Below are 14835 nucleotides of genomic sequence, written 5' to 3'. Positions count from 1 at the left end.
CATGCGGGTCCGTCCTCTCTGTGGTCGGGGATCGGGCAGGTCAGCGGTTGGGGCCGGGGAACCCCGAGACATCGACGTGGTCGGCGATCGTCTGCAGCTCGGTGCAGGCCTCCAGCGCGGTGATGCCGTGGCCGCGACCGATGCCGCTGCCCTTGAAGCCGCCGAAGGGCATGGAGACGTCCGATGCGCCGATGCGGTGCACGTTGAGGAAGACGCTGCCCGACTCGAGCCGGCGGGCCACCCGCAGCGCGTGCTCCCGGTCCTCGCTCCAGACCGACGCGGCGAGGCCGAACTCGGTGTCGTTCGCCAGGTCGACGACCTCGTCGTCGGAGTCGAAGGGCAGGACGGGGACCACCGGGCCGAACTGCTCGCAGGTGACCAGCTCGGCGCCGGGGCGGACGTCGGTGACGACACTGGGCAGGAGGAAGTAGCCGTCCTCCCAGCCGGCCGGGTCCAGCGCGGTGCCCAGGGTGGTCACGGTGGCCCCCTCGGCGCGGGTGCGCTCCAGCAGGGCCGTGACCCGCTCGAACTGCGGCCGGTTGTTGACCGGCCCCATCGTGCTGCGCGGGTCGAGGCCGTCGCCCACCACCAGCCGGTCGACGGCGGCGGTGTACCGGGCGACGAACTCGTCGTGGTGCGACCGGTGCACGTAGATCCGCTTGACGTTGAAGCAGATCTGCCCGCTGGCGGTGAAGACGCTCTGCACGAGCTCGTCGACCAGCCGGTCGTCCACCACCGCGCTCTCCAGCACGATGGCCGGGTCGTTGCCCCCGAGCTCCAGGCTGATGTTCTTCAGGTTGCCGGCCGCCGCGCGCATGACCTGCTGGCCGGTGGCGGTGCTCCCGGTGAAGAAGACCTTCCGGATGCCGTGGTGGGCGGCGATCGCGGCGCCGGCCTCGCCACCACCGGGCACCACGTTCACCACGCCCTCGGGCAGGTTCTCGGCCAGGACCGAGAGGACAGCGCTCAGCGTGAGCGGCGCCAGCTCCGACGGCTTGACGACCACCGTGTTCCCGGCCAGCAGGGCGGGGGCGATGCCGAGGAAGGCCAGGTAGACCGGACTGTTCCAGGGCACGATCACCCCGGTGACCCCCATCGGGCGGCGCCCGGACCAGATGGTCCCGCGGGCGTCGGAGCGGAACACCTGGTCCTCGGCCAGCCGGTCGGCGAGTCCGGTGTAGTACCCGAGGATGTGCGCGGCGCCGCCGACGTCGACCCGTGACTCCCACAGCACCTTGCCCTGCTCGCGGGTCAGGAGCTCGGCGAGGGGGCCCGCGGCAGCGGTGATCGCGGCGGCGGCGGACGCCAGCTGCTCGGCGCGCTCGTGGGCAGTCATCCGTGACCAGGTGGGGAAGGCGGCGGCGGCTGCGGCCACGGCGCGGTCGACGTGCTCGGCGTTGCCCCTGGCCACCTGGCCGACGACCTCGTGGAGACGCGCGGGGTTGACGACGTCCTGGAAGTCCGAGGCGAGCCGCTGCCCGGCGACCAGGACGCTGGCCTCCTGCCGGAGTGCGTCGTCGGCCTCGGTCAGGACGGTGCCGGTGGGCGTCTGCTCCATGGTGGTGTCCCTGTGTCGTCGGCGGGGGGGTTCGTGCGGGGAGGGGACGGGCCGGGGCGGGTGTTCGGAACCCGCCCCAGCCCGTCGACGTGCGGGTGCTGGGCCTACGGCTGCCAGACCAGGTTCTGCGGGTCGACGGTGCTGTCGATCGACCCCTGCTCCTGCATCAGGTCCTGGATCTCGGCGATGGAGTCCAGGTTGATCTCCGGCACGTAGTTGGACGGGATGACCTGCGCCTGCGCCTGCTCCTCGGTCAGCTCGAGGTACTCCACGAGCGTCGCCTTCGCCTCGTCCTCGTGCTCGCCGGCGTAGACGATCGCCTCCTCCATGGCGGCCTGGAAGCGCTCGGCCACCTCGGGGTTCTCCTCCAGGTAGGCGGCGGTGGCGGCGTAGCAGTAGATGGTGCCCTCGGGGAACAGCTCGGAGCTGGGGCTGGCGAGCGGCACGGCACCGGCGTCGAGGGCCTGCTCCACGTACGGCGAGGTGATCACCGCCGCGTCGACGCGCCCGTCGGCGAGGGCCTGGGGCATCTGCGGGAACGGAAGCGCCACGTACTCGGTCCCCGTGGCGCCGGCGTCCTCGATCAGCTTCTTGGCCCCGATCAGGTTGATGCTGGCCAGCTGGACGACGGCCACCGACTTCCCGGACAGGTCGTCGAGGGAGTCGATGCCGCTGTCCGCGGCCGCGACGAGGGCGCTGGAGTCACGGTCGGGGCTGACCTGCCCGTCGATGGGGGAGACGCACTTGATGTCGGTGCCCTCGCGGCTGGCGTTGATGAGCACGGGGGTGGTGACGAACCCGAACTGCGCCTGGCCGGCCACGAGCGAGGCGACGACCGGGATCGGCGAGGCCGCCCGCTCGATGTTCACCTCGAGGCCCTGCTCCTCGAACATGCCCTTCTCCATCGCCATGAAGAGCACGGCGTTCGGCGAGAACGGGACGATGTTCACGGTGACCTCGGTCAGTTCGCCGCTGTCGGCGTCACCGCCCCCGGCTGCCGACGGGGAACCGCCCCCGTCGTCGCTGCCGCAGGCGGCGGACATGGCCACAACCGCGGCCAGTGCGGTGACCTTCAGACCTGTACGCACTCAGTCCTCCGTTGGGTGTCGTGAGGGTCGCGTGGACGGCGGTCGGGCGGGTTGTCGGGACTGCTGCCACGGACAGCCCCGGAGGGGGCTTCCTGGCTGGCCGGGAGCCAGCGAGACCTAGGCCACACTATGGCCCTGATTTTCTGGATGTCCATGTGTGTGGACTCGTGATCGCCACAATTCCGTCTTGTCGAACAAAGCTGCTGTTCTGTGGCCTGTGCATTGCGGTGCTGTCTGGGTGTGCGGACACCGGCGAGCGGGAACTCGAGCCGGTCGGGTCACTGGATTCCGTACTACAGAACTTGTTCGCGGGATCTGCCCACCCAGCGGTACAGGCTCTAGGGTCCTGTCCGTGGTGAGACCGCCGTCACTCCCGGACGGCGCTGGTCCGTCCGGATCCGCACGGGTGGTGGCGCACCTGCTGCGCCGGTGACCGGCTCGGTACGACCGCCAGCCCGTTCCCCTTCTCCTCGAGGAGCACCGATGACCACCGACCCCGCCACCCCCACGACCGGTGGCCACCAGGGCTACCTCCGGATCGCCACGGAGGAGGCCTTCGCCACCCAGGACCTGTTCGACGCCTGGGCGCGGACGATGCAGCGGCCCGACGTCGATCCCGGCTTCGCCGGGCTGGCCGGCTTCTACACGACCAGCCAGGCCGAGCGCCCCCGGACCATCAAGCGGCGGCTGCTCGACCTCGGGGAGCAGCGCCTCGCCGACATGGACGCCGCCGGCATCGACCGGGCGCTGCTGCTGCTGACCGCCCCCGGGGTGCAGTGGCTCGACCGTGCCGAGGGCGTGGCGCTGGCCGCCGCCAGCAACGACGAGCTGGCCGACGCCTGCCGCCGCCACCCCGATCGGTTCAGCGGCCTGGCGGCGGTGGCTCCGCAGGACCCCGCGGCGGCCGCCGAGGAGCTGCGCCGGGGCGTGACCCAACTCGGCCTGCACGGCGGGGTCATCAACGGCCACACTCAGGGCCGGTACCTGTCCGACCCGGAGTTCTGGCCGATCTTCGAGGCCGCGGAGGACCTCGACGTCCCGATCTACATCCACCCGACCGGTCTGCCGGCGAACATGCTCCAGCCGTTCCAGGAGGCCGGGCTCGACGGCGCCATCTACGGCTTCGGGGTGGACACCGGCCTGCACCTGCTGCGGATCATGACCGCCGGGGTGTTCGACCGGTTCCCGCGGCTGCGCATCGTGGTCGGCCACGCGGGTGAGGCACTGCCGTTCTGGCTCTTCCGCCTCGACCACATGCACGCCGCCTCCGTCCGCGCGGAGCGGTACGAGTCGATGAAGCCGACGCAGCGGACGATCAGCGAGTACATGCGCGAGAACGTCTACATCACGACCAGCGGGATGGCCTGGGAGCCGGCCATCCGGTTCTGCCAGCAGGTGCTCGGTGCCGACCGCGTCATGTACGCGATGGACTACCCCTACGAGTACGACGTCGAGGAGGTCCGCACCCATGACCGCCTCGACGTCGACGCGGAGACCAAGCGGATGCTCTTCCAGACCAACGCCGAACGGGTCTTCGGCCTGCGCGCCGCCTCGCCGGTGTGACCGACCGGCGGATCCGGGCCCAGGTCGCCGTCGTCGGCGGCGGCCCGGTGGGGACCGGACTGGCGATCGCCCTCGGACAGCTCGGCGTCCGGTGCGCCCTGATCGAACGTCGGCCGCAGCCCCAACCGGTGCCCAAGGGGCAGAACCTCACCCAGCGGACGATGGAGCACATGCGCGCCTGGGGGGTCGAGGACCGGGTCCGGGCGGGCCGCACCGTCCCGACGGACTCCGGGGCCCGGGGCCTCACCGCCTACGGCTCGCTGCTCGGGCAGTACTCCTACGAGTGGCTGCGGCGCAGCGCCGTCCGCCGGTTCTACGCGGCCGACAATGAGCGCCTTCCGCAGTACGCCACCGAGCGGGTGCTGCGGGAGCGGGTCGCCGAGCTGCCCGCCGTCTCGGTCCACCTCGGGTGGCGCGTGGCGGAGGTGGACCAGCACGAGGACGGGGTGCACGTGGTCGCTCGGAGCGGGTCCGGCGAGGTGCTGGAGGTCGACGCCGACCATGCGGTGGGCTGCGACGGCAGCCGATCGGTGTTCCGGGAGGCGGCGGGGATCACTCAGGACGGCACGGACCACGAGCAGCTGATGGTCCTGCTCGTCTTCCGCTCGCGACGGCTGGACGAGCTGGTCGCGCGCCACCCCGGCACGTCCTTCTTCAACGTCCTGCACCCGGACCTCGAGGGCTACTGGCAGTTCCTCGGGCGGGTGGACGCCCGCGGGACGTGGTTCTTCCACGCCCCCGTCGAACGCGCGGACGCCGACACCGACTTCCGGCCGCTGCTCTGGAGGGCGGTCGGGGACGAGTTCGACGTGGAGGTGGAGCACGTCGGCTTCTGGGACATGAGGTTCGCCCTGGCCGACCGCTACCGGAACCATCGGCTCTTCGTGGCCGGCGACGCCGCGCACAGCCACCCTCCCTACGGCGGCTACGGCATCAACACCGGCTTCGAGGACGCCGCGAACCTCGCCTGGAAGCTCGCCGCCACGGTGCAGGGCTGGGGTGGGCCCGGGTTGCTCGACTCCTACGACCTGGAGCGGCGCCCGGTCTTCGCCTCGACCCGGGACGACTTCATCGCCCGCTCCATCCAGGTCGACCGGGACTTCCTGGCCACCCACGACCCAGCGGTCGATCGTCAGGCGTTCGAGACCGCGTGGGCGGGGCGCGCGGAGGCCGCCGCGATGGAGGTCGGGTCGTTCGAACCGCACTACGAGGGCTCACCGGTCATCGTGGGGAGCGGAGGTGAGCGGCCCAGCGCCCGGGGGCGGCACGAGACGCGCGCTCGACCGGGGCACCACCTGGCGGCGCAGCCGGAGGGCACGGACGTCGACCTGTTCGACCGCTTGATCGGTGGCGGGTTCGTGCTGCTGCGTGCCGCCGGGAAGGGGGGTGACCTGATCGCGGCGGCGGAGCGGGCAGCCGTCCCGTTGCGCGTCGTCGACGTCGGCGCGGACGTCGTCGAGCGCTACGGGGCCGACCTGGTGCTCGTGCGCCCCGATCAGTTCGTCGCCTGGGTGGGGAACGAGTGCCCGCGCGCAGACGCCGTGCTCGCCACCGTCCGGGGGAGCGCCACGACCTGACCGGAGTGCAGTCCCGCCACCTGGTTCAGGACGGCTCGCCCAGCCGCGCCTCGATCACGGTCGCCGCCTCCCGGAGGGCGGGCACGAACCTGCGGAGCCCGTCCGGGCTGCCCATCCGGCTGGTGGGCGCGACCACGCCGAGACCGGCCAGCGGCTGGCCGACGGTGTCCCGCAGGGCCACCGCGATCGCGCAGACGCCCTCGACGCTCTCCTCCCAGTTCAGGGCGTAGCCCTGGGTTCGGATCTCGCTCAGCGTGCCCCGGAGGCCCGCCAGGTCGGCCACCGCCGGGGGCATGGTCGTGGTGGGCAGTCGCTCGTCCGGGTACCGGCGCTCGAGCTCGGCATCGGAGAGGCCGGCCAGGATCGCCTTCCCGACCGCCGAGGCGTGCGCGGCGCGGACCACGCCGGTCCGGTTGCCGACGCGGACGGAGCGATGGCTCTCGGCGCAGTCCAGGAAGCGGACGGTCGTGCCCTCCAGCACCGCGAGGCTGACCGTCTCCTCGGTCTGCTCGCGTAGCTGTTCCAGGACGGGACGGGCGAGCAGGCGGATGTCGATCTGGCTGACGGCGGCCAGCCCGATCTCGTAGAGGGCCGGTCCGGGCCGGTAGGCGCCGTTGGGCCGGTCCTGGACCACGAAGCCGCGCCGGCGCAGTGCGGCGAGCAGTCGGTGCGCGGTGGAGCGGGCGACGTCGAGGAGCTCAGCGGCCTCGGCGACGCGGAGGACCCGGTGCTCCGCGACCAGTTGCAGCAGGCGGAGGGCCTTGTCGACCGACGTCGCCGCGGTCGGATCCGCAATGGAGGTCAGCGACGGGCTCGACACGCGGGACGTCGACATGGCCGAATTCTGCCCCCGACCGGTGTCTCGTGGCGGTACCGGCCGTGCGCGGCCTCAGTCGGTGCCGTCACCCGCATCGAGGTTGAGGCGTTCGACGTCGCCGGGACCGACGAACTGCGGGGCCGCTACGACCGGCTCACCCGGCGCCGGTAGCGGCTCACTCCGGGCAGGCGCCGCGGCAGCCGGGCTCCGGCGCCCCAGAGATCGGCGCTGGGGGAGTGGTCCCGCGGGTCTTCGTCGCCGTCGCCGAGTCTTGCTGGGCTCCGATGCCCCTCGGTTCGCCGAAGTGGCCACTCTGGCGAAGCAGTTCAGCAAAGTGGCTCGGTGGAGGTCACGGGCCTCGGTGATCGGGGTGACGGCTCGCTGACTCGTTGCGGCTCCGCGGTGCCGGGGGAGAGGTCGCGGTGCTGCGAATGGCGCGCCGTACGAGCCGGATCAGCTCTGCCGGGTTGTTGGTCGAGCCCACCGCGCCGTGGCGCACCGCCTCGTCATAGTGCTCGGGCCGGTCCGAGCCGGAGTAGATGACGTACGGAGTTGCGTCGCCGGCTTGGCGGAGTGAGTCCAGCAGGGTGTATCCCCCACGTGCATCGGCCGGGCGACCCATGTCGGAGATGATCGCGTCGAACGGACCGTGCAGCGCCACCTTCGCCACGCCCTCGGCCGTGGACGTGGCCAGTTCGACGGAGAAGCCGAGCGCCTCGAACGCCTGGACTTCACAGCGGTTGTCACTCGGGCGCTCATCGACCCAGAGCAACCGCGGGCGCCGGCGAAAGCTGACCAGATCCGTGGTCGCAGCCTCGATCTCCCGCTGGGCCGATGCCTCGTCCACGTCCATGCCCTTTCCTGCCGATGCGCCGACGAGGGCGTCGGTCGCAGCTTGCGGATCGCGGGCGACGAAGCTCAGGCCGCCGGGCAACGTCGCCTCGACGTGGTCACGGCTCAGCAGATCACTCAGCGGGCGACGGAAGACCAGGACCAGGATCAGGACGACCAGTGGCCAGGCGAGCGCGTCGACCAGGTCGTTGACGTCGCTGAAAGCGACCGCGGTCGTGGTCACCGGACGAGCATGTCAGCCGGACGCGGGACCGGCCGCCGGAGCCAGGAGGCGCGGCGGTGGTCACCAGGCGTCCGGGGCCAGGCGTGACCCAGCCGTCGAAGGACCCGCTCGGCACGTCCGCCGGGGTGGGAGACGGAGGGCAGCGTTCCCCGCGGGTGGGGCGGCTGTGGTGCTCGTGGCCGGTGAGGGCGACACCCCGGCGGAACAACGGCCGGACGGGTTCCGCGTGGCAGCGTGCCCCTCGTCGTCGAGAACGGGGGTTCGGAATGCGAGCAGGGTTGATCAGCGTGCGCGGGGAGCGAGGCGCGTGAGCGTCGCGGTCGTCGACCTGGAGACCACCGGCGTCCTGCCCAGCGTCGACCGGGTGGTCGAGGTCGGCGTCGTCCTGCTCGACGATGCCGGGGCGGTCGAGCACGAGTTCGCCACCCTCGTCGACCCTGGCCGGGACATCGGGCCGACGTCGGTGCACGGGATCCGGGCCGCCGACGTCATCGGCGCACCGACCTTCGCCGAGATCGCGCCCTACCTGGGCACCCTGCTCTCCGGCCGGGTCGTCGTCGCGCACAACGCCCTGTTCGATCTGCGCTTCCTCGGCCGGGAGTTCGGCCGCGCCGGCTTCCCGATCGAGCTGTCGCCGGCGCTGTGCACCATGCGCCTGGCCGGTCGGTTCGACCGGTCGCTCCGGTCGCTGGCCTCGATCTGCGACGCCTTCTCCATCGCCAACGACCAGGCGCACGCCGCCCTCGCGGACGCCCGCGCCACCGCCGTCGCGCTCACCCGGCTCCGCGAGACGCTGGGCGAGCTCGCGCTGCTGGATGCCGCACTCGCCGTGGACTTCGACCTCGACGGCAGCTACCTGGGGTCCCGGTCCGTGGCGGCGGGGGACTGGCGTGCGCTGGTCACCGACGTCGCGGTCAGCCGCCGTCCGTTCGTCGACCCGTGTCGCAGCGTCACCCGGTCCGCCGCCGCGGCGAGCCTGCGCGAGCGGGACGGCTACTTGGCGACCCTGGTCTCCGCGCTGCCCGAGATCACCGGCGCCCCGATGACCATGGCCCCCTACCTGACCGTGCTGGACCAGGTGCTCGAGGACCGGCTGGTCAGCGTCGGGGAGGCCACGCAGCTCATCGCGCTGGCCGGGGAGTTGGGCTGCGGCGCCGCGCACGTGCAGGCCGCGCACCGGCTCTACCTGGATGCGCTGGCGACCGTGGCGCTGGCCGACGACGTCGTCACCGACGCCGAGCGGCACGACCTCGACCGGGTCGCCGTCCTCCTCGGGCTGCAGCCCGGCGACGTCGACGTGGCCCTGACCATGGTGCGTTCCGGCGCCCGGGTCGCCGTGCCGCGGCAGCCCGCCGGGCTGTCGGCCGGGGACCGGATCGTCTTCACCGGGGAGATGTCCCGACCGCGGTCGGAGTTCGAGGACGCCGCCCGGGCGGCCGGGCTGCAGCCGATGAGCTCGGTGTCCGGGAAGACCGACGTGCTCGTCTGCGCCGACCCGGACTCGCAGTCGGGCAAGGCGCGGAAGGCCCGGGCGCTCGGGGTCCGGGTCATCGGTGAAGCCGTCTTCTGGGAGTCGCTGCCGCTGGTGTCCGCGTAGCAGGACCCTGCGATCCCGAGGGTGCTGGACTGGGTGAGCGCCGGCTGGTTCGCTGCACCGGCCCACTCACGGCGCCACCCCAGGAGAGACGGTTCGACGATGAACGCTCGACGCATCACGATGACCACGGCAGCGGCCGCCGCTGCCGTGCTGATGTCCACCGGAACGGCCTCCGCGGCCCCGATGATCGAGCAGGTGCACCCGTCGGACCTGGGTGCTGACTGGCACACGGCCGACACCCGGCCCGACGGCTCGCTCACCTGGACCACCTCCTATGGCGGAGCCCTCGGTGCGGGCGCCGTCGTCCTCGCGACGCCGAGCAACCCGGCGAAGGTGCAGCTGTTCACCGACGCCCACGACGGCACCTACCTCCGCGACATCACCGAGCTCGGTTACTCGACCTACCAGGTCCAGGCGCCGACCCCGAACGTCGGGCTGCCCGCGCTCAACATCCGGCTCGACCGGGACGACGACGGGGACGTCGACGCGTACCTGGTCTACGAGCCGTACCAGGACGACGCGTTCTACGGCAACGCCGCCATCCGCGCCGGTGAGTGGCAGACCTGGGACGCCTGGCACGACGGGCAGTCGCAGTGGTGGAGCGGCCAGATCAGCGAGTGCCGGCAGGCCACCCCGTGCACCATCGACGGCCTGCTCGAGCTCTACCCGAACGCGGTCATCCAGGAGGACGACCCGGTCAGCCTCCTGCCCGCCAATCCGCCGGCGGGTGCGGACTACAACGGCAGCATCGGCTTCAACCAGGGCTCGTACAACGCCGGCGTCGTCGGGGCCGCCGACGCGCTGCACATCGCCACCAGCACGGGCGTCGCCGTCACCTACGACTTCGAGCCGGACGTGCGGCTGAGCGGCAAGAACGACTGCAAGGAGGGTGGCTGGGCGACCAGCACCGACCCGGTCTTCCGCAACCAGGGCGCCTGCGTGAGCCACTTCGCCAAGGAGTAGCCCCGAGCAGGCAACGACCGAGCGGCCCCGTCACGACATGAGTGACGGGGTCGCTCGGCCTGTCGGACGGCCGACCGGGGTGAGCAGTTCAGCTGCTCGTCGCGTGGGCCCGGGAACCGACGGGGTGAGCCGTGGTGATCCGCTCGGTCAGGTGCACCTCGACGGTGCCGCCGGCCTGCTTGCCGATCACCTCGCGCAGCTCGGCCTTGACCGGCAGCTTGTGCCGGCCATCGCCGAGGGCCATGAACGAACTCCGGAACGGGTGCCCGTCGATCGTCCCGGCCACAGTCACCAGACCGCGGGTGCCGAAGAACGCGACCGAGTCCGGCCACACCAGGTAGGTCCACCCGCCGTCCGCCGGGCTCCTCGCCAGCTGCGCGGTGAACCGTTCGTCGAGCGCGGTCGTCGCTTCGCTCATGTCGCACCTTCCCTCCGCCTCGGCGCGGACGGCCGTGGTGAGGATGTGACTCGACGGCGGATGGGAAGTCATCGCCGACCACGAGAAGCTCGGCGTCGGAAGTCCCAGGTCGCCGAGTGGCTGTAGGGGCTGGCGGGCGGAGTGAGAACGGTTGGGGGCCGCAATGAGCGGCGTGCGAAGTGGGTCGTGTGAGGGTTCCGGTTCACACGTCGGGCCGACCGTTCAAGGATCGGCTGGACACATCCACGGGGAGAGACATGACTCAGCCGCCTCTCGGCACACCGTCGCCGCAAGGTCAGCCGCACGACAGCAGCCCGCGACCGTCGGTGCCCAGCTACGGTGCGCCACAGCAGAATTCGGAAGCTCAGGCATTCAGTTCGCCGGCCGCTGTCCCACCCATGCCCCCGGACGTGCCCTTCGGATCTGACCAGCAGCCTGAGCAGCCGAAGTCGAAGCGCCGGTGGCCGTGGGTTGTGGTGGCTGTGGTCGTCGCGTTCGGCATGGGCGCTGCCGTGGGTGACGGGTCGGGCGAGAACGCCGATGCAGCGACGGCCGCTTCGGCGACCACAACCGTCGTCGTCACCGAGACGGCGCCGGCTCCGGTCGCGCCCACCCCTGAGGCGGCGCCGGTCCAGGTGCAGTCCGCACCGACGCCGAGCGTGGACACTGCGCCGGTCGTCGACTTCGCCATGCCTGCACTCGTCGGCATGGACCTGCAGACGGCTCAGAACACGGTGCAGACGAACGGGGTCTTCTACAGCATCTCGCACGACCTCCGTGGGTCGCGGATGCAGGCGGTGGACTCCAACTGGATCGTCTGCACGCAGAACATCGCACCGGGGGAGCGGGTGATCGGGGACGTCGAGGGTGTCATCAACTTCGGCGTCGTGAAGCGTGAGGAGAGCTGCCCCTGACGGGAGAGCCAGCTGACTGGATCTGGGTCCCCGAACCTGTCGGGCGTTCCCGCGGGAACGCCCGACAGGCGTCGCCACCAGGCGCGGGAGGTGCCTGGTTCGACGGCACGGGCTGAGCCGAGTGCAGTTGCGGACGTGTCCCGCCCACGGCGAGCGGGCTGGGGTGGGTGGGACGGACGGGGCCGTCCCGGCCTGTCCTGCCGGAGCGGGCACATCAGCCCACCCAGGATGGGTGCACAGCGCATCCACGGGGGTCTGAGCATGTCGTCACGGTCCGAGTCAGCCATCGAAGAACTCCTCCAGACCTGGGAGAAGCGCACCCCGGGTACCCCCGTCCGGCCGGTGGTGCAGCAGGCGATCGACCTCGGCTTCACCGTCGCCGAGCCGACCGGCGCGGCCCGCTACCTGCGTCTGGTCTACGAGGCTCCGGCCGGGCGCTCGGTCACCCTCTACGCCGACGCGCTGCGCCTCACCGCCGCCGGCGCGGGCGTCCGGGACCTCGCCTCCGGGATGCCGGGCGCCGTCGTCCGCCCCCGCGACGTCCAGTTCCCGTTCGCCGCCGCCGACCCTGCCGAGGTGCTCGAGGGCTTCCGCGCCGCCGCGGCTGGCGAGCCCGCTGCCCCGCCGACGACGGAGCTCCCGGCCGCCCCGACTGCGCCGTCCGTCCCCGAGCCGACGGCCCCTGTGCTCGCCCCCGCGGAGCCCCGCCCGAACCGGCTGACCGCCGTCCGTGGCGCCGTCGCCGCTGTCGCGCTGCTCTTCGTCATCGTCGGTGCCGCCTCCGGTGGGTTCTCCGGCGCGCTGGTCATGGCCGGCCTCGCCGTCCTGGTGGTCGGCCTCGCCGCCGTCCTCGTCGGCCGCGCGCGTTGGGCGCACATCGCCTCGCGCGCCATGGGGGCCGGAGTCGCCGCGGCCGGCGTCGCCGTCCTCGCTGCGGGTGCGGTCTCGCTGCCGACGACGCAGTCCCAGCCGGCCAGCGCCGACTCCACCGCCACCTCCGCCCCGGCGACGACCAGCGCAGCCGACGACGAGGCCGCCATCGCCGCCGCCGAGGCGTCACTCGCGCAGGCCGAGACCGAGGAGGCCGCCAACGCCCGGGAGACCACCACCGGGCTGCTCACCGACGCCGATGCCAGCACCGCGATCACCGCCGCTCCGCCCACCACCGCGCTCGCCGCACTGGCCGCCGTCGAGGTCAAGGGGCGCGCACCGAAGACCGGCTACGACCGGGACGCGTTCGGCTCCGGTTGGGTCGACACCGACGGCAACGGCTGCGACACCCGCAACGACGTCCTCGCCCGCGACCTGACCGGGGAGACGTTCAAGCCCGGCACCCGCAACTGCGTCGTGCTCACCGGCTCCCTCGCCGACCCGTACTCCGCGACGACCATCGCGTTCCAGCGCGGTCAGGACACCAGCAGCGACGTGCAGGTCGACCACGTCGTCGCCCTCTCCAACAGCTGGCAGACCGGCGCCCAGGGCTGGGACGCCGCCCGCCGCACCACCTTCGCCAACGACCCGCTGAACCTGCTCGCCGTCGACGGCCCGCTGAACATGCAGAAGGGCGACGCCGACGCCGCGACCTGGCTGCCGCCGAACAAGGGCTACCGCTGCGCGTACGTCGCCCGGCAGGTCGCGGTGAAGGTCAGCTACGCGCTCTGGATGACGCAGGCCGAGCGCAACGCCATCGCCACCGTGCTGAGCTCCTGCCCAGCCGAGCCGCTGCCCGGCGGCGTCGTCGCCGAAGTGGCCGCTTCGGCGCCGTCCCCGGCTCCCGCCCCCCGGTCGGCACCCGCACCTGCACCTGCACCGGCTCCCGCTCCCGCGCCGGCCCCTGCTCCCGCACCTGCACCCGCGCCTGCTCCGGTCGGCCCGTTCTACGCGAACTGCACCGAGGTGAAGGCCGCCGGCGCGGACCCGATCTACCGCGGTCAGCCGGGGTGGCAGGACAAGTTCGACCGCGACGAGGACGGGGTCGCCTGCGAGTGATCGCAACTCCAGCGGGCCGCGTGAGACCCGCGGGACGGATGGTGTGACGACTCCGCAACGGCGCCCAGTTCCGGCGGTTTCTGTCGGCAACGTCCTCGATGCTGCGCAGCAACACGGGTGTCACTGGAGTCAGGAGTACGGGATGCGCGGGATCGTCGTCATCGACCAGCCGGTCGAGGACCGGGTGGTCGGCTGGCACGTCAACGTCGGCGAGGGGCTCGAGTCGACGATGGCCGGCGCCTGGGTGCTGCCCACGGACGACGACCGGATCGCTCGGCTGCTCGTGGGCCGGATCCTGGTGCCCACCGAGAAGGCCTCGCTGCGGTTCGGTCCCGGCGCCGACGCCGCCGCCCTGGCCGTCGCGATCGTCGCGGAGACCAGCACGCTGGACGCCGCCTTCGCCGCGCACGTCGCGTCGCTGCCGTCGTCCAAGCGGAGCCTGGTCACCCCGCGCTGGCCGCGGATCCCGACCCGGCCGCGGCGCGAGACCGCCGGCGATCCGCTGGCCAGCGATGCGCTCACCCTGGCCCGCTGGGTGGCCGAGCTGCTCACCGCCTGGGACCGGATCGAGAAGGAGCGGCTGACCCGCCCCTTCCTCGCCGTCCGTGGCGGCGAGGCGACCCGGGCGCTCCCGCCCGGCTGGCCGACCGTCAGCCGCCTCGCGCAGGCCGCCTGAGGGCGATTCGGCCCGGAACCGTCCATCGCGACGTTAGGCCCCGCGGCCGCGAGGGGTAACGCCCCGAGCGGACGACGACGCGAGGAGGCCCTGCCGCCTCGACGCGGCCGGGCCGAGCATCCGACGGGAGGAACAGATGAAGGCGCACGAGTTCGTGTCCGCGGTACAGCAGTCCGCCCGGATCCCCGACCACGAGCACGCCGAGCAGGCTGTCCGGGCCACGCTCACCGTGCTGGGGCAGCGGCTCTCCACCGAGGCGAAGGACCTGGCCGCCCAGCTACCGCCGGAGCTGTCCTCGGCGATGCCCACCGACGGTTCGGTCGAGCGCTTCGACCTGACCGAGTTCTACCGCCGGGTCGCCGACGCCGAGGGCCAGGGCTGCACGCCGGAGCAGGCGCGGCAGCACGCCCGCGCGGTCACCGCCGGACTTCGTGAGGCGGTTGGTGCCGAGTACCTGCACGTGCTCGACCAGCTCCCCGACGACTACGGCGACCTCACCCACACGGAGAACGCGCACCACTGACCGCCTGGGGCGCGCGGCCCCGGGGACCGGAGCGGTGGCTCCGGCCCTCGTAGGGGCGCCGAAGTGGCCACTTCGGC

General features: G+C 72.5%; 13 protein-coding genes. 8 read left to right on the top strand and 5 right to left on the bottom strand.

The window, feature by feature from the left end:
• Nucleotides 1–40: 40 nt before the first annotated feature.
• Together ACI79U_RS11720 and ACI79U_RS11715 are read right to left on the bottom strand one after the other, a co-directional pair.
• The gene (locus ACI79U_RS11720; protein WP_457068032.1) at nt 41–1558 is read right to left on the bottom strand and encodes an aldehyde dehydrogenase family protein; all 1518 of its coding nucleotides are present in this window, start codon (nt 1556–1558) and stop codon (nt 41–43) included.
• 104 nt (nt 1559–1662) lie between these two features.
• Nucleotides 1663–2646, bottom strand: coding sequence for an ABC transporter substrate-binding protein (locus ACI79U_RS11715; protein WP_457068033.1), 984 nt, complete (start codon nt 2644–2646; stop codon nt 1663–1665).
• A gap of 483 nt (nt 2647–3129) precedes the next feature.
• Between ACI79U_RS11715 and ACI79U_RS11710 the strand changes: the two genes are divergently transcribed.
• Together ACI79U_RS11710 and ACI79U_RS11705 are read left to right on the top strand one after the other, a co-directional pair.
• Nucleotides 3130–4209: an amidohydrolase family protein gene (locus ACI79U_RS11710; RefSeq protein WP_457068035.1), complete on the top strand. Its 1080-nt coding sequence runs from the start codon at nt 3130–3132 to the stop codon at nt 4207–4209.
• On the top strand, nt 4206–5786 hold the full coding sequence (locus ACI79U_RS11705) for an FAD-dependent monooxygenase (RefSeq protein ID WP_457068037.1): 1581 nt from the start codon (nt 4206–4208) through the stop codon (nt 5784–5786). The genes ACI79U_RS11710 and ACI79U_RS11705 overlap by 4 nt, the downstream gene beginning before the upstream one ends.
• A gap of 25 nt (nt 5787–5811) precedes the next feature.
• Here the strand turns inward: ACI79U_RS11705 and ACI79U_RS11700 are convergent, their stop codons facing one another.
• Together ACI79U_RS11700 and ACI79U_RS11695 are read right to left on the bottom strand one after the other, a co-directional pair.
• Nucleotides 5812–6621 carry an IclR family transcriptional regulator gene (locus tag ACI79U_RS11700; RefSeq protein WP_457068040.1) on the bottom strand — a complete coding sequence of 270 codons (810 nt, stop codon included), beginning with the start codon at nt 6619–6621 and terminating at the stop codon, nt 5812–5814.
• 331 nt (nt 6622–6952) lie between these two features.
• Nucleotides 6953–7678 carry a response regulator gene (locus ACI79U_RS11695; RefSeq protein WP_457068042.1) on the bottom strand — a complete coding sequence of 242 codons (726 nt, stop codon included), beginning with the start codon at nt 7676–7678 and terminating at the stop codon, nt 6953–6955.
• Between the two features lie 307 nt (nt 7679–7985).
• Here ACI79U_RS11695 and ACI79U_RS11690 point away from each other — a divergent pair, with 307 nt between their 5' ends.
• Nucleotides 7986–9275 (top strand): exonuclease domain-containing protein, encoded by a 1290-nt coding sequence (locus tag ACI79U_RS11690; protein ID WP_457068044.1) that lies wholly within the window; start codon nt 7986–7988, stop codon nt 9273–9275.
• A 99-nt stretch (nt 9276–9374) separates the two neighbouring features.
• Nucleotides 9375–10238 carry a hypothetical protein gene (locus ACI79U_RS11685; protein WP_457068046.1) on the top strand — a complete coding sequence of 288 codons (864 nt, stop codon included), beginning with the start codon at nt 9375–9377 and terminating at the stop codon, nt 10236–10238.
• An 88-nt stretch (nt 10239–10326) separates the two neighbouring features.
• On the opposite strand, the gene ACI79U_RS11680 is transcribed toward ACI79U_RS11685, so the two are convergent.
• Nucleotides 10327–10656: a DUF1905 domain-containing protein gene (locus ACI79U_RS11680; protein ID WP_457068048.1), complete on the bottom strand. Its 330-nt coding sequence runs from the start codon at nt 10654–10656 to the stop codon at nt 10327–10329.
• Between the two features lie 398 nt (nt 10657–11054).
• On the opposite strand from ACI79U_RS11680, the gene ACI79U_RS11675 reads away from it, so the two are divergent.
• The 4 genes from ACI79U_RS11675 (at nt 11055) to ACI79U_RS11660 (ending at nt 14758) form a co-directional block, all read left to right on the top strand.
• A complete protein-coding gene (locus ACI79U_RS11675; protein WP_457068050.1) occupies nt 11055–11570 on the top strand; it encodes a hypothetical protein in 516 nt (171 codons plus the stop codon).
• Between the two features lie 261 nt (nt 11571–11831).
• Nucleotides 11832–13559, top strand: a complete 1728-nt coding sequence (locus ACI79U_RS11670; RefSeq protein WP_457068053.1) for a GmrSD restriction endonuclease domain-containing protein — start codon at nt 11832–11834, stop codon at nt 13557–13559.
• Between the two features lie 142 nt (nt 13560–13701).
• Entirely contained in the window at nt 13702–14235 is a 534-nt protein-coding gene (locus ACI79U_RS11665; protein WP_457068055.1) for a hypothetical protein, read from the top strand.
• A gap of 136 nt (nt 14236–14371) precedes the next feature.
• Nucleotides 14372–14758 carry a DUF2267 domain-containing protein gene (locus ACI79U_RS11660; RefSeq protein ID WP_457068057.1) on the top strand — a complete coding sequence of 129 codons (387 nt, stop codon included), beginning with the start codon at nt 14372–14374 and terminating at the stop codon, nt 14756–14758.
• Nucleotides 14759–14835 lie beyond the last annotated feature (77 nt).

The organism is Modestobacter sp. SYSU DS0904 (genome assembly GCF_054051115.1).
Note: the sequence above shows the minus strand (reverse complement) of the source record. Positions and strands in the feature narration are given on the sequence as shown.